We start from the raw sequence: 15,165 nt of genomic DNA on the forward strand, positions 1-15,165 counted from the left end.
ACGATTGCCACGCGCCCGGCGCGTACCTGGGAGGGTTTGTGGATTCACGCGTATTACTTCAGCGCAGCACTGCTGCGGTAGTTCTATTGAGCCTGAGCTCACCGCTGCTGGCCGCGTCCGAGGGACCTGTCACCGCGACGATAGGTGGCCGCATCCACCTGGATTTCGCGAGTTTCCACAATGACGGCCGCGGCACGCCCAACAAGGATGACACCGAGATCCGTCGCGCCTGGCTTGATGTATCCGGCAAGTTCTTCGCCGTTGACTACAAGCTGGAGGCCGATTTTTCCGGCGACCGCCCCGAGGCCAAGGATGTCTACATCAGCCGCAGCTTCGGCGATGCCGGCCGCCTGACGGTGGGCCAGTTCAAGCAGTATTACTCGCTGGATGACCGCACCGGCTCCAACTACGGCAGCTTCCTGGAACGCGGCAATGCCGGCACCACCTTGGCACCGCTGTACCGGTTGGGCGCTTCCTGGCAGGCCAATCCGGGCGACATGACCTGGGCGGCCAGCATCTACAGCCTGGAAAGCATTGATGCCTGGCAGGTGAAAGGCCGCGCCGCTGGCGGCCGCGTTAGCTGGGCGCCCAGCCCGGCGGCGGGCGACGTACTGCACCTTGGCCTGTCGTTGGCGCGCGAGGCCTACGACAACCCCGGCGTGAATGGCGTGCCAGCCCTGCGCATCCGCCCACGCCCGGCCGGGCATCTGTCCGACGAAAGCCGCCTGACGCTGGTCGATTTCTCGGCCGGCCGCGACACCGATGTCAACAAGTGGTCGCTGGAATATGCGCAGGTGCGCGGCCCGCTGTCATGGCAGGGCGAGTTCAGTGGCGCCACCTTCGATGACGGCGCACAGCGCGGCGACGTGATGGCTGCCTACGGCATGCTCAGCTGGTTCGTCACTGGCGAGTCGCGCAGCTACGACCGCAAGACCGGCCGCTTCGCCCGCATCAAGGACATCCGTCACAAGGCCGGCGCCTTCGAGCTCGCCCTGCGGTATGACCAGATGCGTGGCAGCCAGCACCTGAACGGCCAGCCCGACCTGCGCAACGGCAGCACCGAAGGCTGGACCCTGGCCGGCAACTGGTACCTGCGCGACAACCTGCGTTTCATGCTCAACCTGATCGAAAGCCGCAATCGCGACCGCCTTGCCGATATCACGCTGGACCGTACCCGCGCGGTGACGGGCCGCCTGCAGTTCGATTTCTAAACCCGTGTCCCCCACTCCGCCCCTTCAAGGAGTCTGCAGATGATGCTGACCATCCTCGGCTTCGGCATGGTCCTGACGTTCATGTATCTCATCATGAGCAAACGACTGTCGCCGCTGGTCGCCCTGATCACCGTACCCATTGTGTTCGCACTGATTGGCGGCTTCGGTGCCGGCCTCGACGAAATGATGCTGGACGGCATCAAGAAGATCGCGCCCACCGGCGTGATGCTGATGTTCGCCATCCTCTACTTCGGGGTGATGATCGACGCCGGTCTTTTCGATCCGCTGGTGCGCATCATCCTGCGCATCGTCAAGGGCGATCCGCTGAAAATCGTGATGGGCACCGCCGTACTGGCCATGCTGATCTCGCTCGACGGTGATGGTTCAACCACCTACATGATCACCGTTTCGGCGATGCTGCCGCTGTATCGGCGCTTGGGCATGAACGCGCTGAGCATGACCTGCGTGACCATCCTTGCCGGTGGCGTGATGAACCTCACCCCCTGGGGCGGCCCAACCGCGCGTGCCGCCACCGCCCTGCATGTGGACCCGGCCGATGTATTCGTGCCGCTGATTCCGGCGATGGTGCTGGCCTGTGCCGGCATCCTCGCGCTGGCCTGGTACCTGGGCATGAAGGAACGCCGCCGTCTGGGTGTGGTTGCCCTGCCACAGGGCGGCTCGTGGATGGATGCCAGCGTCTCCGACGACAGCGACGCGCTGCCTACGATGGAAGATGCCGAGGACACCAAGCGGCCCAAGCTGCTGTGGGTCAATCTGGTACTGACCCTGGCCTTGATGGCGGCGTTGGTGATCGGCCTGTTGCCGATGCCGATCCTGTTCATGGTCGGCTTCGCCATCGCGCTGGTGATCAACTACCCGAACCTGGCCGAGCAGCGCCGCCGCGTGGTCAACCATGCCGGCAATGTGTTGTCGGTGGTGTCGCTGATCTTCGCCGCGGGCATCTTTACCGGCATCCTGTCCAACACCGGCATGGTCGAAGCCATGTCACGCGGCTTCCTTGCGGTGATTCCGGAAGCCTGGGGCCCGTATCTGGCCGTTATCACCGCCTTGGCATCGATGCCCTTCACTTTCTTCATGTCCAACGACGCCTTCTATTTCGGCGTGCTGCCCATCCTGTCCGAAGCGGCAGGCCACTACGGCATCACCCCGGTGGAAATGGCGCGTGCCTCGTTGGCCGGGCAGCCGGTGCATCTGTTGAGTCCGCTGGTGCCTTCGACCTATCTGCTCGTCGGTCTGGCCAAGGTGGATTTCGCCGACCACCAGAAGTTCACCTTGAAGTGGGCGGTGCTGATCTCGCTGATCCTGATGGCCGGCAGCCTGCTGTTCGCCCTGTATCCCCTGGCCGCCTGAGCGGCACCTACCTGACGCATTGGAGAGCAGCATGACGCTACGTATCGCATACGTCACCAGTGGCATGGGCAGTGTCGGCACTGCCATCTGCCAGACCCTGGCACGCGCCGGCCACACCGTGGTGGCCGGCTGCGCACCGGACTCCCCCCGCAAGGCCAACTGGATCCGCGAACAGCGCGAACTTGGCTTCGACTTCATCACCTCCGAAGGCAACGCCGCCGACTGGCATTCCACCGCTGCCGCGTTTGCCAAGGTGCGCGCGGAGGTTGGCGAGGTGGACGTACTGGTCAACAACTCCGGTGGCAGCCGCGACATGCTGTTCCGGCAGATGACCAGCGAGGATTGGAGCGCGGTGATCAACTCCAACCTCAATACCTTGTTCAACCTGAGCAAGCAGGTGGTGGATGGCATGACCAACCAGAACTGGGGCCGCATCATCAACATCGGCTCGGTGAGCGCGCAGAAGGGCCAGATTGGCCAGGTCAACTACGCCACCGCCAAGGCTGCGATGCATGGCTTCAGCCGTGCCTTGGCCGCAGAGGTCGCAGCGCGTGGTGTCACTGTCAACACCATCTCGCCGGGCTATATCGCCAGCCAGGCGATCAGCAGCTTTCCCCCAGACGTATTGGACAGGCTCGCGGCATCGGTGCCGATCCGCCGCCTCGGCAAACCGGAGGAAGTGGCATCGCTATGTGCGTGGTTGGCCAGCGACGATGCGGCCTATGTGACCGGCGCTGATTATCCGGTCAACGGCGGCTTGTACATGGGTTGATCACAATCTGCGCATCGTTTGCAGAACGCCGCGCCGTGTCGCGGCGTTCTGCGTATTCATGCCATCGATGTTCTGCCGCTTTCATGCAATACGGAAAACCGTAAAGGAGCTTTAACAATCCAGCGACACCCTTCCATGACCGGCGCACGCCGGCTTTCCATGGATCCGGTGAACAATGAATTGCAAACGCCTCTGCCTCGCCATTTCGCTTGCCCTGTGCAGCAGCCACGTCTATGCCGAGGCTGATGCAGCCGACAGCACCTCTGCCCAGACACTGGACACCATCTCGGTGATTGGCCAGGGCCAAACCCGTCAGGTGCAGCGTATCGGCGAGATCGACAAGCAGGTGCTGCCACCGGGCAGCAGCGGCCAGAAGATTCTTGATCGCCTGCCCGGCGTATCGGTGCAGTCCAATGACGCCTTCGGCGCCAACGAGGAATCACAGACCATCAGCCTGCGCGGCTTCGACAAGACCCGCCTGGGCTATACGCTTGATGGCATCCCGCTGGGCGACAACAGCTACGGCAACTACAACGGCCTGAGCATCGCCCGCGCCATCATCGCCGAGAACCTGGGCGGCGCCGAACTATCGCAGGGCATCGGCTCGCTGGGTGTGGCCTCCACCAGCAACCTCGGCGGCGCCATCCAGTATTTCTCGCAGGATCCCTCCAGCGTGTTCGGTGGCCGCGCCAGCGTCACCGTCGGCGACGACAACCAGCGTCGTGGCTACCTGCGGGTGGATACAGGTGACCACAACGGCTTCTCCGCCTATGTCTCCGGCGTGCACCAGGATGCCGACATGTGGGCCGCGCCCTACCAGAACCAGACCACGCGCCAGTTCAACGCCAAGGCGGTGTGGAACGTAGGCGATCATCGCTTCGGCGCCTTCGTGGCGACCTCGCGCGCCAGCCAGGCCAACTACGCCTATCTGTCCAAGAGCATGCTGCAACGTGGACTTGGCTATGACTGGAACATCTACGCACCGGATTGGGACCGCGCCGTGGCGGCGGCCTATTGCGCCCCCGCCACCTTCGATGCGGATCGCTGCGCTTTCTCAGGCGGCGTCAACAGCATCGACGATGCCTACTACCAGAGCCGCGCCCTGCGCGATGACAACCTGTACTCGATCGATGCCGACCTGCGCCTGGCCGACACGCTCGACCTCAAGCTGCTGGCCTACCATCACGACAACCGCGGCCAAGGCCACTGGTGGGCGCCGGGCCAGCCGTCCTATCCTGGCACTGATCGCATGCTGCCGATCTCCATCCGCAGCACCAACTACACCATCGACCGGCAAGGCGTCACCGCCGCGCTCGCATGGAGCGTCGGCATCCATGAGCTGGAGGCCGGGCTGTGGTTCGAGCACAACGACCACAACGTCGAGCGCAACTTCTATTACATCGACGGACCCTTCCTCGACGACACCTACCTGAAGAATCCGGACCGGCGCCTGTTCGACCAGGATTTCGATATCCGCACCCGCCAGTTCTACGTGCAGGACCGCATGCGTTTTCTTGACCAGCGCCTGACCGTGGATGTCGGCATCAAGAGCCCGAACACCCGCATGCGCGCCACCGCCAAACCCGGCACCGAGCAGAAGCTCGCCTCGGGCACGCTGACCGCCAAGGAATCACTGCTGCCGCAGCTCGGCGTCGGCTTCAAGCTCAATGCCAACAACGAGCTGTTTGCGTCCTATGCCGAAAACATTGCCGCCTTCGTCGGTGGTGGCAGCGGCGGCCCGCTGCAGGTGTCACCGGAATCCTTTGCCGCCAGCGCCGGCCTGGAGCCGGAGAAGTCCAAGACCTTCGAAGCCGGCTTCCGCAGCTTCGGTGACAAGTACCAGGCCTCGTTGGCGGCCTACCATGTGATGTTCGACAACCGCCTGCTCTCGCTCAATCCCTGCACCAGCATTGAAGTGGGCACGCGCCCGGAATGCATCACCCGCTTCATCAACGTCGGCTCGGTGAAGAGCCAGGGTGCTGAGCTGACCTTCATCTTCAAGCCGGTCGATGGCCTGCAGTGGTACAACGCGCTGTCGTGGAACAAGACCACCTATGAGGACGACTATGTCTCCGGTGGCGCGGTGGTGCCGGTCGCCGGAAAGATCACCGTCGACACGCCGCAACGCATGGCCTCCAGCGAGCTGAGCTGGAACCGCGATGGCTGGTTTGCCAGCCTGCGCGGCAAGTACACCGGCAAGCGCTACTACACCTATACCAACGACCAGTCGGTGCCGGGCGTGACCACTTTCGACGCCGGCGGCGGCTACAGCTTCGGCCCCGGGCTGGGCCTGCAGAACGTCAAGGTGTCCTTGAACGTGACCAACCTGACCAACAAACGCTACGCCGGCCAGCTGAGTTCGTTCGCCCCGACCGATCCCACCGGCACCCGTTACGCGATCCACGCCAGTGCGCCGCGGCAGATCTTCATGACGATAGGTGCGGAGTTTTAAGCCTCTGGCCCCCTCCCTTTGGCCGAAGGCCAAGGGGAGGGTTGGGGAGGGGTGCTCTTCGCATCAACCGAAAAAGTCACAAACAACAGCCAACCCCTCCCCAACCCTCCCCTTCGCTGCGCGAAAGGGAGGGAGCTAAGCATGGCTCCGCTCCAGTTCCGCGCGCGCGGCTGATTCCCACACCTGAACAACCCCCGCCAGCAACCCCGCCCCAGCGCCCCAGTCCGCTAAACTGACCGCCGTTTTTTGCCACAACGCCGGTCATCATCATGCTGCACGCCCAGGTTCACCTCACCCTCCCCGTCTGGATCCACGACGCCGTCGACGCCGACCGCGCCTATACCAGCGATGCGGACAAGGTAGCGCTGGCGATCGAGCTGTCGCGCCTGAACGTTGAACACGCCAGCGGCGGCCCGTTCGGCGCGGTGGTGTTCGGCCCGGATCACAAGGTGATTGCTGCCGCCGTCAACCGTGTTGTGCCGCATGCCACCTCCTTGGCCCACGCCGAGAACATGGCCTATATGCTGGCCCAGCAGAAGCTCAACACCCCGCGTCTGAACGCGCTGCTGTCGCCGATTACCCTGGCCACATCCTCGCAGCCCTGCTGCCAGTGCTATGGCGCCACCGTCTGGGCCGGTATCGACCGCCTGTTGATCGGCGCCAGCGCCGCCGACGTGGAAGAACTCACCCCGTTCGATGAAGGCCCGCTGCCGGCAGACTGGGCCGGTGAACTGAACAAGCGCGGCATCGAGGTCGTACAGGGCATCCACCGCGACGACGCCCGCGCGGTGCTGCACAGCTACGGCAAGAACGACGGCGCACACTACTGATTCTGAAAGCCCCTCTCCCTCCGGGGTGAGAGGGGCAGCTTGCGAACCATTGGTTCGCTGCCCATCGAACGCACTTGCGCCAGCGCCAGCGCAAGGGCCGGGGCGCGGAGCGGGGCTTGGGGTGAGGATCCGGCAGGCCTCAAGCTCTCTGCCACCGAGCCGTGACCTACTCTCATCCGACCCTGCGGTGCATCCCCGCCTTCGCGGGGACAAGCTCTTCTCCAACAGGGAGAAGGAACCCAATCCGCTCCACACCAAGGAATTCCATGACCGGCCTGCTCTGCTACTGCCGCCAAGGCTTTGAACCGGAACTGGCCGGCGAACTCAACGAACGGGCAGGTTTGGCCGGTATTGCCGGCTATGCCCGCACCCAGCGCAACGATGGCTACGTGATGTTTGTCACCGACGAGGCCGAAGCACTGGACCAGCGCCTGCCCTGGCGCGAGCTGATATTCGCCCGCCAGAAACTGCGGGTACTGGCTGAGCTGCCGCAGCTCGATGCCAGCGACCGCATCACCCCGATCATTGCCGCGCTGGAAGGCCAGCAGCGCTTTGGTGACCTGTGGGTTGAGCACCCCGATTCGGACGCCGGCAAGCCACTGGCCGGGCTGGCCCGTGCCTTCGGCAATGCGCTGCGCCCGGCCTTGCGCAAGGCCGGCTTGCTCACCGACAAGCCCAACGGCAAGCTGCCGCGCCTGCACGTGGTGTTTGTGGATGGCACGCATGCCTTCGTCTGCGTGGCCGATACCCGCGACAGCGCTCCCTGGCTGCTCGGCATCCCGCGCTTGAAGCTGTTGCCGGATGCGCCGTCACGTTCGGCATTGAAGCTGGAAGAAGCGCTGATGACGTTGCTGACGCCGGAAGAGCGCGAGGCGCTGGTGGTACCTGGCATGCGCGCAGCCGATCTGGGGGCAGCGCCGGGTGGTTGGACCTGGGTTTTGACCCGCCAGCATGTGCACGTCAGCAGCATCGACAACGGCCCGCTGCGGCAGCATGTATTGGATACGGGGTTGGTTGAGCACCTGCGCGCTGACGGCTTCCATTGGCAGCCGGAGACGGGGTTGGATTGGATGGTCTGCGACATGGTCGAACAGCCGCGCCGCGTTGCCGAACGCATGGCCACCTGGCTGCGCGAGGGCTGGTGCAAGCACGCCATCTTCAACCTGAAATTGCCGATGAAGAAGCGCTGGGATGAAACCCGCCTGTGCCTGGACCTGTTTGCCGACAAGGCTGGCAAGCCGCTGACCATCCGTGCCAAGCAGCTGTATCACGACCGTGAGGAAATCACGGTGTTTGTGACCCCGCGGCGATAAGGCTGTTGCCTAAAGCCCCTCTCCCGTTCCCGGGAGAGGGGTTGGGGTGGCGGCAGCTTCTGCCACCGTTTCCAGCCAAGGGACTCCCTGTAGTGCCGAGCCATGCTCGGCATGGGCCTTACCGGTAAAGCCTCTACCGAGCATGGCTCAACACTACCTGCGTCGCCCCAAGGTTGCCCAAGCAACCACCCTCCGCTCCGCCCCAACCCTCTGGCACACTCCCGCTTCCACCAACACGGAGGCCGCCGCCATCGCCCGCCAGATCACCCTTGCCCGCATCGCCGCCTCTGCGCTCATCGCCGTAAGCAGCGCCGCCATCGCCACTGATGACTTCATCGCCCGCGACCACGTCAGCGATGGCACCTTCACCACCGGCATCGAAGGCCCCGCCAGCGGCCCGGACGGCGCACTGTATGTCGTCAACTTCGGCAAGGACGGCACCATCGGCCGCGTCGACGCAGACGGCAAGGCGACGCTCTTCCTGACCCTGCCTGAAGGCAGCATCGGCAACGGCATCCGCTTTGGTGCTGATGGCACGATGTATATCGCCGACTATGCACGCCACAACATCCTGCGCGTAGCACCCGGCGGCACCAGCGCCAGCGTGTTCGCCCACCTGCCCGATGCCCATCAGCCCAACGACATCGCGCTTGCTCCCGACGGTTCGCTCTATGCCAGCGACCCGAACTGGACCAAGACCGACCAAGGCCAGCTGTGGCGCATCGACCGCGATGGCAAGGTACAACGGCTCGAATCCGGCATGGGCACCACCAACGGCATCGAGGTCAGCCCCGACGGCAAGCGCCTGTACGTCAATGAAAGCGTGCAACGCAATGTCTGGGCCTACGACCTCGCGGACGACGGAAGCCTTGCCAACAAGCGCCTGCTGATCCGCTTCGATGACCACGGCATGGACGGCATGCGTTGCGATGCCGATGGCAATCTCTACATCGCCCGCTACGACGCCGGGCTGATTGCGGTGGTGTCGCCGGAAGGCGCGCTGCTGCGCGAAGTTCCGCTCAAGGGCCGCAAGCCCAGCAACGTCGCCTTCGGTGGTAGCGATGGCCGTCAGGTCTTCGTCACCCTGCAGGACCGGGGCGCGGTGGAGACCTTCCAAGCCGATCGGCCAGGGCGTGAATACGGGTTGCAGCCATCGGCCAAACCCTGAGGCAAGCCGTCTCAGCTCCTGCAATCCATATCAGGCATGCTGTAGACCATGGGAGGAAGGCAATGCACACCATCGAACTGAAGGATCCGGCCGGCTTCGGCACCGAGTTCCTGCGGCTGACCCTGATGCAGGGTTTCCAGTCGCTGACCAAGCGTGACCTGGAACTGCTGATCTTCGTGCTGCTCGAACGCGATGGTGCGGTCAACCGCAGCGACTCCAATGCGGCAGTGGCCCTGCAATTGCGGGTCACCCCCGCCAAGGTCAAGGGCCTGCGCCGTGATGGCTATGCGCGCTGGCGCGCCCTGGTGCCGGAGGAAGGCGACGTAGCCCTGCAGCGCATCGTCGCGGCGGTACTCACCGAAGCCAACCTGCGTTCAGGGGCAAAGCACGTCACCGAGCGCAGCCGCAAGGAAGGCTTCCTCGCTATCCGCATCGAACACCCGGACGATGCCCAGCGCTTCGAGCAGGCCATCCTGGATGTCGGCGCCATCCCGGTATACGAGCGCAACCGTGAAGTGGTGGCGGTGCGTTTCGACACCTTGCTCAAGATCGCCGAACGCTGGAACTACCTGCAACCCGATCCGCAGGCTACGCTCGACGCCTTGAAGAAGCTGGCACCGGCCTCGGAGGAAGTCGCCGACCTGTTGAAGAAGGATGTCACCCAGTTGCGCTGGGACGATCTGCGCCGTGCGCTCAACAGCCTGGGCGCCAAAGCCATCAGCTCCACCGCCGAAGGCGGCCTGAAGGGCTTGCTCAAACTGGTGTTCCCCTTCATTCCGGGGTGAGCGCTCGCCTGTTCAGGCATGCCGCACTACCATCGCAGGCACCCCACCACCTCGGCGGGGCCGCTTCCGTCAATGATGAGCCGTGCCATGCCCACGCTACGTTTCACCCTGCCCTTGGCCTTTGCCTGCCTGCTGCCTGTCGCTGCCATCGCGCAGACCGTGCAGCGCCCTGCACCTGCGGAGAGCATGCCGCTGGGCGACGCGCCTGTGAACGTGCGCGAACAAACTCTGTCCACGGGCAAGGTCACCCATTCCACCCAGATCCTGATGCCGACCGACCAGGCGCAGGTCACCGTGCGCTCGATCCAGCCGGACAGCGTGATCGGCAACTACCGCATCGATTTCGACGCAATGGATGTGGATGGAGACGGCTTTATCAGCCGCGACGAAGCGCAGGCCAACCCGGCCTTGGCAGATGAGTTCAATGCATTGGACACCGCGCGTCGCGGCAAGCTGTCACGCGAGCAGTTGGCCGGTTGGTTGCGCTGAAGCATCACCTGTAGTGCCGAGCCATGCTCGGCAAGGGCGTTACCCGTAGCCGAGCATGGCTCGGAAAGCCTGCCGAGCATGGCTCGGCACTACAGGATCGCGTTGCTCTGGACGCGTCTGGGTTACAACCCAGACGCGCGCTTCCAGAACATCGACATCAACGGCGGCATCTTTCCTGCCAAACCCAGCAGCGCACCGCGTGCCAGGGTCAGGTGCATCTCGTCATTGGAGAACACCTTGTTGATCGCATCGAAGCTGTAAGCGGCCACGGCATTCTCGCTACGGCGCGTGCGTGCCCAGCGCTGCAGCCGATGCGGGGCACTCCAATCCTGACGCCGCTGCTTTGCCGCACGCACCAGATCACGCAGCCCAGCCACATCACGCAAACCGAGGTTCACGCCCTGCCCGGCCAGCGGATGCACCACATGCGCAGCGTCGCCCAAGGTCAGCACGCGCCCCGCCACATAGGCCTTGGCCAACTGCCGACGCAATGGGAAGGCAGCGCGCGCAGACGCCAGCCGCATCTCCCCCAGACGGCCGGCAAAGGCATTGGTCAGTTCACGATTGAAGCTGTCCTCATCCAGCGCCAGCACGCGCTCGGCTTCTGCTTCCGGCAGGGTCCAGACGATGGAACTGCGGTTGCGCTCGAAGGGCAGCACCGCCAGCGGGCCTGTATCAAGGAAGCGCTGCCAGGCGGTGTCTTCGTTCGGCAAGGTGCTGTCCACATACGCCACCACGCCGCGCTGGCCGTAATCGTGACGACTGACCTCCAGACCGGCCAGGGTCCGCAGCGTGGATTCGCCACCGTCAGCAGCAATCGCAATGGATGCGTCGACACGGCGTCCGTCATCCAGGCGCAGGCGCACGCCCTGCGCATCCTGTTCCATCGCTTCCACCCGCGCCGGGCAGTACAACTGCACGCCTGCCGCCGGCAATGCCGCCCACAGACGGTCGACCAGCAGGCCGTTCTCGACGATCCAACCCAGCTCGCGGCGGCCCAAGGTGTCGGCATCGAAGCTCAACTCGCCACCACCGGCGGCATCCCACACCCGCATGCGCCGATAGGCGTGCGCGCGGGCCTGGTCCACCTGTTTCCAGACACCCAAGGCATCCAGCAACGCAGCATTGTCTGCGGCAAAGGCGAACACCCGCAGGTCCGGCTTCTGCGGCGACCACGGTGACGGCTCGCGGCCTTCCACCATCGCTACCTGCAGGCCCTCCTGGGCCAAGGCCAGCGCGCAGGCTGCACCGACGACACCACCACCCACGATCACCGCATCCCATTGCCCACGTCGGCTCATCGCGCTTCGCTCCTGCACAGTTCAGGCACCTGGCCACGGAAGCCCATCGCGCCCCCCACCAGGAAGGACTGCAGCGCCGGAGCCTGCGCCGCGGCAACAAAACCCAGGCTGCGCAGCGGCCGTATCAGCGGCGTGGCATTGCTGGTGAGACGTGCAAGCCCGTCGGAGAACGCCAAGGTCTGCTCGCGGTCCGGCCCGCGCCGTGCCACATAGGCCTGCAGCAGTGCATCGCTGCCCGCATCCTGTGCGCCATCTTCAATCAGCTCAGCCAGGGTCAACGCGTCACGCAGGCCCAGGTTGAAGCCCTGCGCGCCCAGCGGATGGATGGTCTGCGCGGCATTGCCCAGCAGCAACGCACGCTCGCCCACCAGCTTCTGCGCCAGCACCTGGATCAGCGGGTAGGCGCTGCGTGGACCGCTTTCCAGCAGTCGCCCAGCGCGCCAGCCGACTGCCTCCTGCAGCCGCGCTAGCCAGGCGGCATCGTCCAGCGCCATCACCGCATCGGCCTGGTCGCGGGCAACACCGTGCACTACGCCGTAATGGCGATCGCCGCGTGGAAGGAGCGCAGTGGGCCCGGTATCGGTGAAGCGCTCATAGGCGCTGCCATCCGGTGCCTTCGCCGCGCGCACCCGCGCCACAAACAAGGTCTGTTGGTAATCGTGCTCGCTGACGTCGATGCCCAGCGCCTGGCGTACCGCACTGCGGGTGCCATCGGCGCCGACCACCAGCCGCGCCTGCAAGCGTTGTTCGCCGGTTTCGTCGGCAATGATCAGCTCCCGGCGGCCATCGCGGCTTGCGCCCAGGCCGACAAAGCGGGCCGGGCGGTAGCGGGTCAGGTGTTGCAGCTCGGCCAGCCGGGCTTCCAGCGCCTCGCCAAAATCGCGCGCCACCACCACCTGGCCGAAGGCCTCACGGCCGTAGTCGCTGGCCTGCATCACCACCCGGCCAAAATCGCCGGCGCGGCTGACATGGATGCGGCGGATCGGTCCGGCCGGGTTGGACAGTTTCTGCATCACCCCCAGCGCGGTCAGGGCATTGACCGTGGCCGCGGCAAAGCTGAGGTTGCGCTGGTCGAAAACCGCCGGCATCACCCCGCCCGGGGTCGCCTCGACCAGGCCCACGTCCAGCCCCAGCCGGTCCAGTGCGATGGCCAGACTGGCACCGACCAGCCCGCCACCCACGATCACTACGTCATGGTTCTTGCTCATGGGCCAATGATACGGGGGATCACCCCTACGGTTGCGCCGGCCCATGCCGCAGCGCAACCGCAGGTTCACCCCCACTGCGGCTAGAATGGCGGCCTGATTAACGGAAACCGCCACCCATGACCGCCAACGCCCAACGTGCCTTCATCCTGTCCCTGCTCGTGCTGCTGATGGCCGGCACCCGCATCAACCACTTCGCGCCGGTCCCGGATGCATCGTGGGCGGTGTTCTTCATCGGTGGTTTCTACCTGCGCAACTGGACCCGCTGGGCGTTCCCGCTGTTGATGGGCCTGGCCGTGGTGGTCGACTGGGCGGTGATTTCCAGCCAGGGCATGAGCTTCTGGCAGCACTACTGCGTCTCGGCCGCCTACTGGATGCTGGTCCCGGCCTATTTCGCCATGTGGGCCGGCGGCATGCTGCTGCGTCGCTACTACCGCAGCGCCAGCCTCAAGTCGCTGGGCCTGCTGGCTGCCACCGTGATCGGTTCGGTCGCGCTGTGCCACCTGATCGCGCAGGGCAGCTTCTACTGGATCAGCGCCTCGGTCGCCGAGCCGAGCTTCGCCGGCTGGGCCAAGAACTACAGCGACTGGCTGCTGCCCTACATGCAGACCGCCGCCATCTACATCGGTGCCGCCGCGCTGGTACAGGTTGCCGTTGAGGCCAGCAGCAAGCAGTCGGCCGCTGGCCGTATTGCCCACTAAGGGCGCGCCGAGCAATGGGTAACCGCCTCTCCAAGATCTACACCCGCACCGGCGACGATGGCAGCACCGGCCTGGGTGATGGCAGCCGCACCGGCAAGGATTCGCTGCGGGTCAATGCCTACGGCACTGTCGATGAGGCCAACTCGGCCATCGGCGTGCTGCTGGCGGTGGACCTGCCGCAGGACGTCCGCGACCTGCTGACCACCATCCAGCACCAGCTGTTCGACCTGGGCGGCGAGCTGTGCATCCCCGGCCATGCGGCCATCCATGCCGCCGACATCGACGCGCTGGAGCAGCACCTGGACCGTTACAACGACGACCTGCCGCCGCTGAAGGATTTCATCCTGCCAGCCGGCGGTGAGGGCGCGGCGCGCTGCCACCTGGCCCGCACCATCGTGCGCCGGGCCGAGCGCGAAACCGTGGCCCTGGCACGGGTCGAGGATATCCGCGCCGAAGCGGTGCGCTATCTGAATCGCTTGTCGGACCTGCTGTTCGTGCTGTCACGCGTACTCGCCCGGGCCGATGGCCATGGCGAAGTACTGTGGAACCACGAACGCCGCCACGGCTGATCCCTTCCTCCCAATACGACGCCGCGCATTGCGCGGCGTCGCCGGTTACAGTGCGGCCATGCTGGTATTCACCCACCCCGCCTGCCTTGAACACGATCCCGGTATCGACCACCCCGAGTCGCCGGAGCGCCTGCACGCCGTCATTTCAGCCCTGCGTGCCGAATTTCCGGACCAGTTGGAATGGCGCAACGCCCCGCCTGCCAAGCTCGGCGAGCTGGCGCGGGTACATACCCGCGAGCTGATCGACGCCATGCTGCAGGCGCAGACCGCACCCCTGCGGCGCATCGACCTGGACACCTTCACCTCGCCCGGCTCGGCCAGCGCCGCCCTGCACGCTGCCGGGGCCGGTGTAGCCGCGGTGGATGCGGTAATGCTGGAAGACGGCAACCAGCACGTGTTCTGTGCAGTACGCCCACCAGGGCATCACGCCACCGCCGATACCGCGATGGGCTTCTGTCTGTTCAACAACATCGCCGTGGCCGCTGCCTATGCCCGCGACAAGTACGGCCTGGAGCGGGTGGCCATCGTCGATTTCGACGTCCACCATGGCAACGGCACCCAGGCCATCTTCGAAACCGACCCGCACGTGGCCTACTACAGCAGCCACCAGTCAGGGCTGTTCCCGTTTTCCGGCAGCATGCGCGAACGCGGCGTCGGCAATATCTGCAACATCCTGCTGCCGCCGGGCAGCGGCGGGTTCCGCTTCCGCAATACCTGGGCCGACGAGATGCTGCCGCAGATCGAGGCCTTCCGGCCGCAGCTGTTGTTCATCTCGGCCGGATTCGACGCCCATATGCGCGATCCACAAGCCGACCTGATGGTTGAAACCGAGGATTTCGGCTGGCTCACCACCGAACTGGTCAAGCTGGCCCAGCGCCATTGCAGCGGCCGCGTGGTGTCCATGCTGGAGGGCGGCTATGACCTGCAGGCCCTGCGCGAATGCAGTGTCGCCCATGTCCAGGCGCTGCTGGCAACCGCCTGACGGATGAACCCAACCC

General features: G+C 65.0%; 14 protein-coding genes. 12 read left to right on the forward strand and 2 right to left on the reverse strand.

Annotation, left to right across the window (positions count from 1 at the left end):
* Positions 1 to 86: 86 nt before the first annotated feature.
* From RT460_RS08560 to RT460_RS08600, 9 genes are all read left to right on the forward strand, one after another.
* On the forward strand, positions 87 to 1,211 hold the full coding sequence (locus RT460_RS08560) for a porin (protein WP_313318448.1): 1,125 nt from the start codon (positions 87 to 89) through the stop codon (positions 1,209 to 1,211).
* A gap of 42 nt (positions 1,212 to 1,253) precedes the next feature.
* A complete protein-coding gene (locus tag RT460_RS08565) occupies positions 1,254 to 2,582 on the forward strand; it encodes a CitMHS family transporter (protein WP_313318449.1) in 1,329 nt (442 codons plus the stop codon).
* 31 nt (positions 2,583 to 2,613) lie between these two features.
* Entirely contained in the window at positions 2,614 to 3,354 is a 741-nt protein-coding gene (gene phbB / locus RT460_RS08570) for an acetoacetyl-CoA reductase (protein ID WP_313318400.1), read from the forward strand.
* A gap of 175 nt (positions 3,355 to 3,529) precedes the next feature.
* Positions 3,530 to 5,806, forward strand: a complete 2,277-nt coding sequence (locus RT460_RS08575) for a TonB-dependent receptor (RefSeq protein ID WP_313318401.1) — start codon at positions 3,530 to 3,532, stop codon at positions 5,804 to 5,806.
* 269 nt (positions 5,807 to 6,075) lie between these two features.
* Complete coding sequence (locus RT460_RS08580) at positions 6,076 to 6,636, forward strand: nucleoside deaminase (protein ID WP_313318402.1); 561 nt, start codon at positions 6,076 to 6,078, stop codon at positions 6,634 to 6,636.
* A gap of 266 nt (positions 6,637 to 6,902) precedes the next feature.
* Positions 6,903 to 7,949: a 23S rRNA (cytidine(2498)-2'-O)-methyltransferase RlmM gene (gene rlmM / locus RT460_RS08585; RefSeq protein WP_313318403.1), complete on the forward strand. Its 1,047-nt coding sequence runs from the start codon at positions 6,903 to 6,905 to the stop codon at positions 7,947 to 7,949.
* 142 nt (positions 7,950 to 8,091) lie between these two features.
* A complete protein-coding gene (locus tag RT460_RS08590; protein ID WP_313318404.1) occupies positions 8,092 to 9,117 on the forward strand; it encodes an SMP-30/gluconolactonase/LRE family protein in 1,026 nt (341 codons plus the stop codon).
* Positions 9,118 to 9,179: 62 nt separating this feature from the next.
* Entirely contained in the window at positions 9,180 to 9,902 is a 723-nt protein-coding gene (locus tag RT460_RS08595; RefSeq protein ID WP_313318405.1) for a hypothetical protein, read from the forward strand.
* 72 nt (positions 9,903 to 9,974) lie between these two features.
* The gene (locus RT460_RS08600) at positions 9,975 to 10,391 is read left to right on the forward strand and encodes an EF-hand domain-containing protein (RefSeq protein WP_313318406.1); all 417 of its coding nucleotides are present in this window, start codon (positions 9,975 to 9,977) and stop codon (positions 10,389 to 10,391) included.
* A gap of 122 nt (positions 10,392 to 10,513) precedes the next feature.
* On the opposite strand, the gene RT460_RS08605 is transcribed toward RT460_RS08600, so the two are convergent.
* Complete coding sequence (locus RT460_RS08605; protein WP_313318407.1) at positions 10,514 to 11,692, reverse strand: UbiH/UbiF family hydroxylase; 1,179 nt, start codon at positions 11,690 to 11,692, stop codon at positions 10,514 to 10,516.
* Positions 11,689 to 12,900, reverse strand: a complete 1,212-nt coding sequence (ubiH, locus tag RT460_RS08610) for a 2-octaprenyl-6-methoxyphenyl hydroxylase (RefSeq protein WP_313318408.1) — start codon at positions 12,898 to 12,900, stop codon at positions 11,689 to 11,691. The genes RT460_RS08605 and ubiH overlap by 4 nt, the downstream gene beginning before the upstream one ends.
* A gap of 116 nt (positions 12,901 to 13,016) precedes the next feature.
* Here ubiH and RT460_RS08615 point away from each other — a divergent pair, with 116 nt between their 5' ends.
* From RT460_RS08615 to RT460_RS08625, 3 genes are read left to right on the forward strand one after another with little or no spacing between them, the layout of a single operon-like run.
* Entirely contained in the window at positions 13,017 to 13,598 is a 582-nt protein-coding gene (locus RT460_RS08615) for a hypothetical protein (RefSeq protein WP_313318409.1), read from the forward strand.
* Positions 13,599 to 13,612: 14 nt separating this feature from the next.
* Positions 13,613 to 14,167: a cob(I)yrinic acid a,c-diamide adenosyltransferase gene (locus RT460_RS08620; protein WP_313318410.1), complete on the forward strand. Its 555-nt coding sequence runs from the start codon at positions 13,613 to 13,615 to the stop codon at positions 14,165 to 14,167.
* 58 nt (positions 14,168 to 14,225) lie between these two features.
* Positions 14,226 to 15,149: a histone deacetylase family protein gene (locus tag RT460_RS08625; RefSeq protein WP_313318411.1), complete on the forward strand. Its 924-nt coding sequence runs from the start codon at positions 14,226 to 14,228 to the stop codon at positions 15,147 to 15,149.
* Positions 15,150 to 15,165: the final 16 nt, after the last annotated feature.

It is taken from the genome of Stenotrophomonas sp. (assembly GCF_032061965.1).
Classification (GTDB): Bacteria; Pseudomonadota; Gammaproteobacteria; order Xanthomonadales; family Xanthomonadaceae; genus Stenotrophomonas.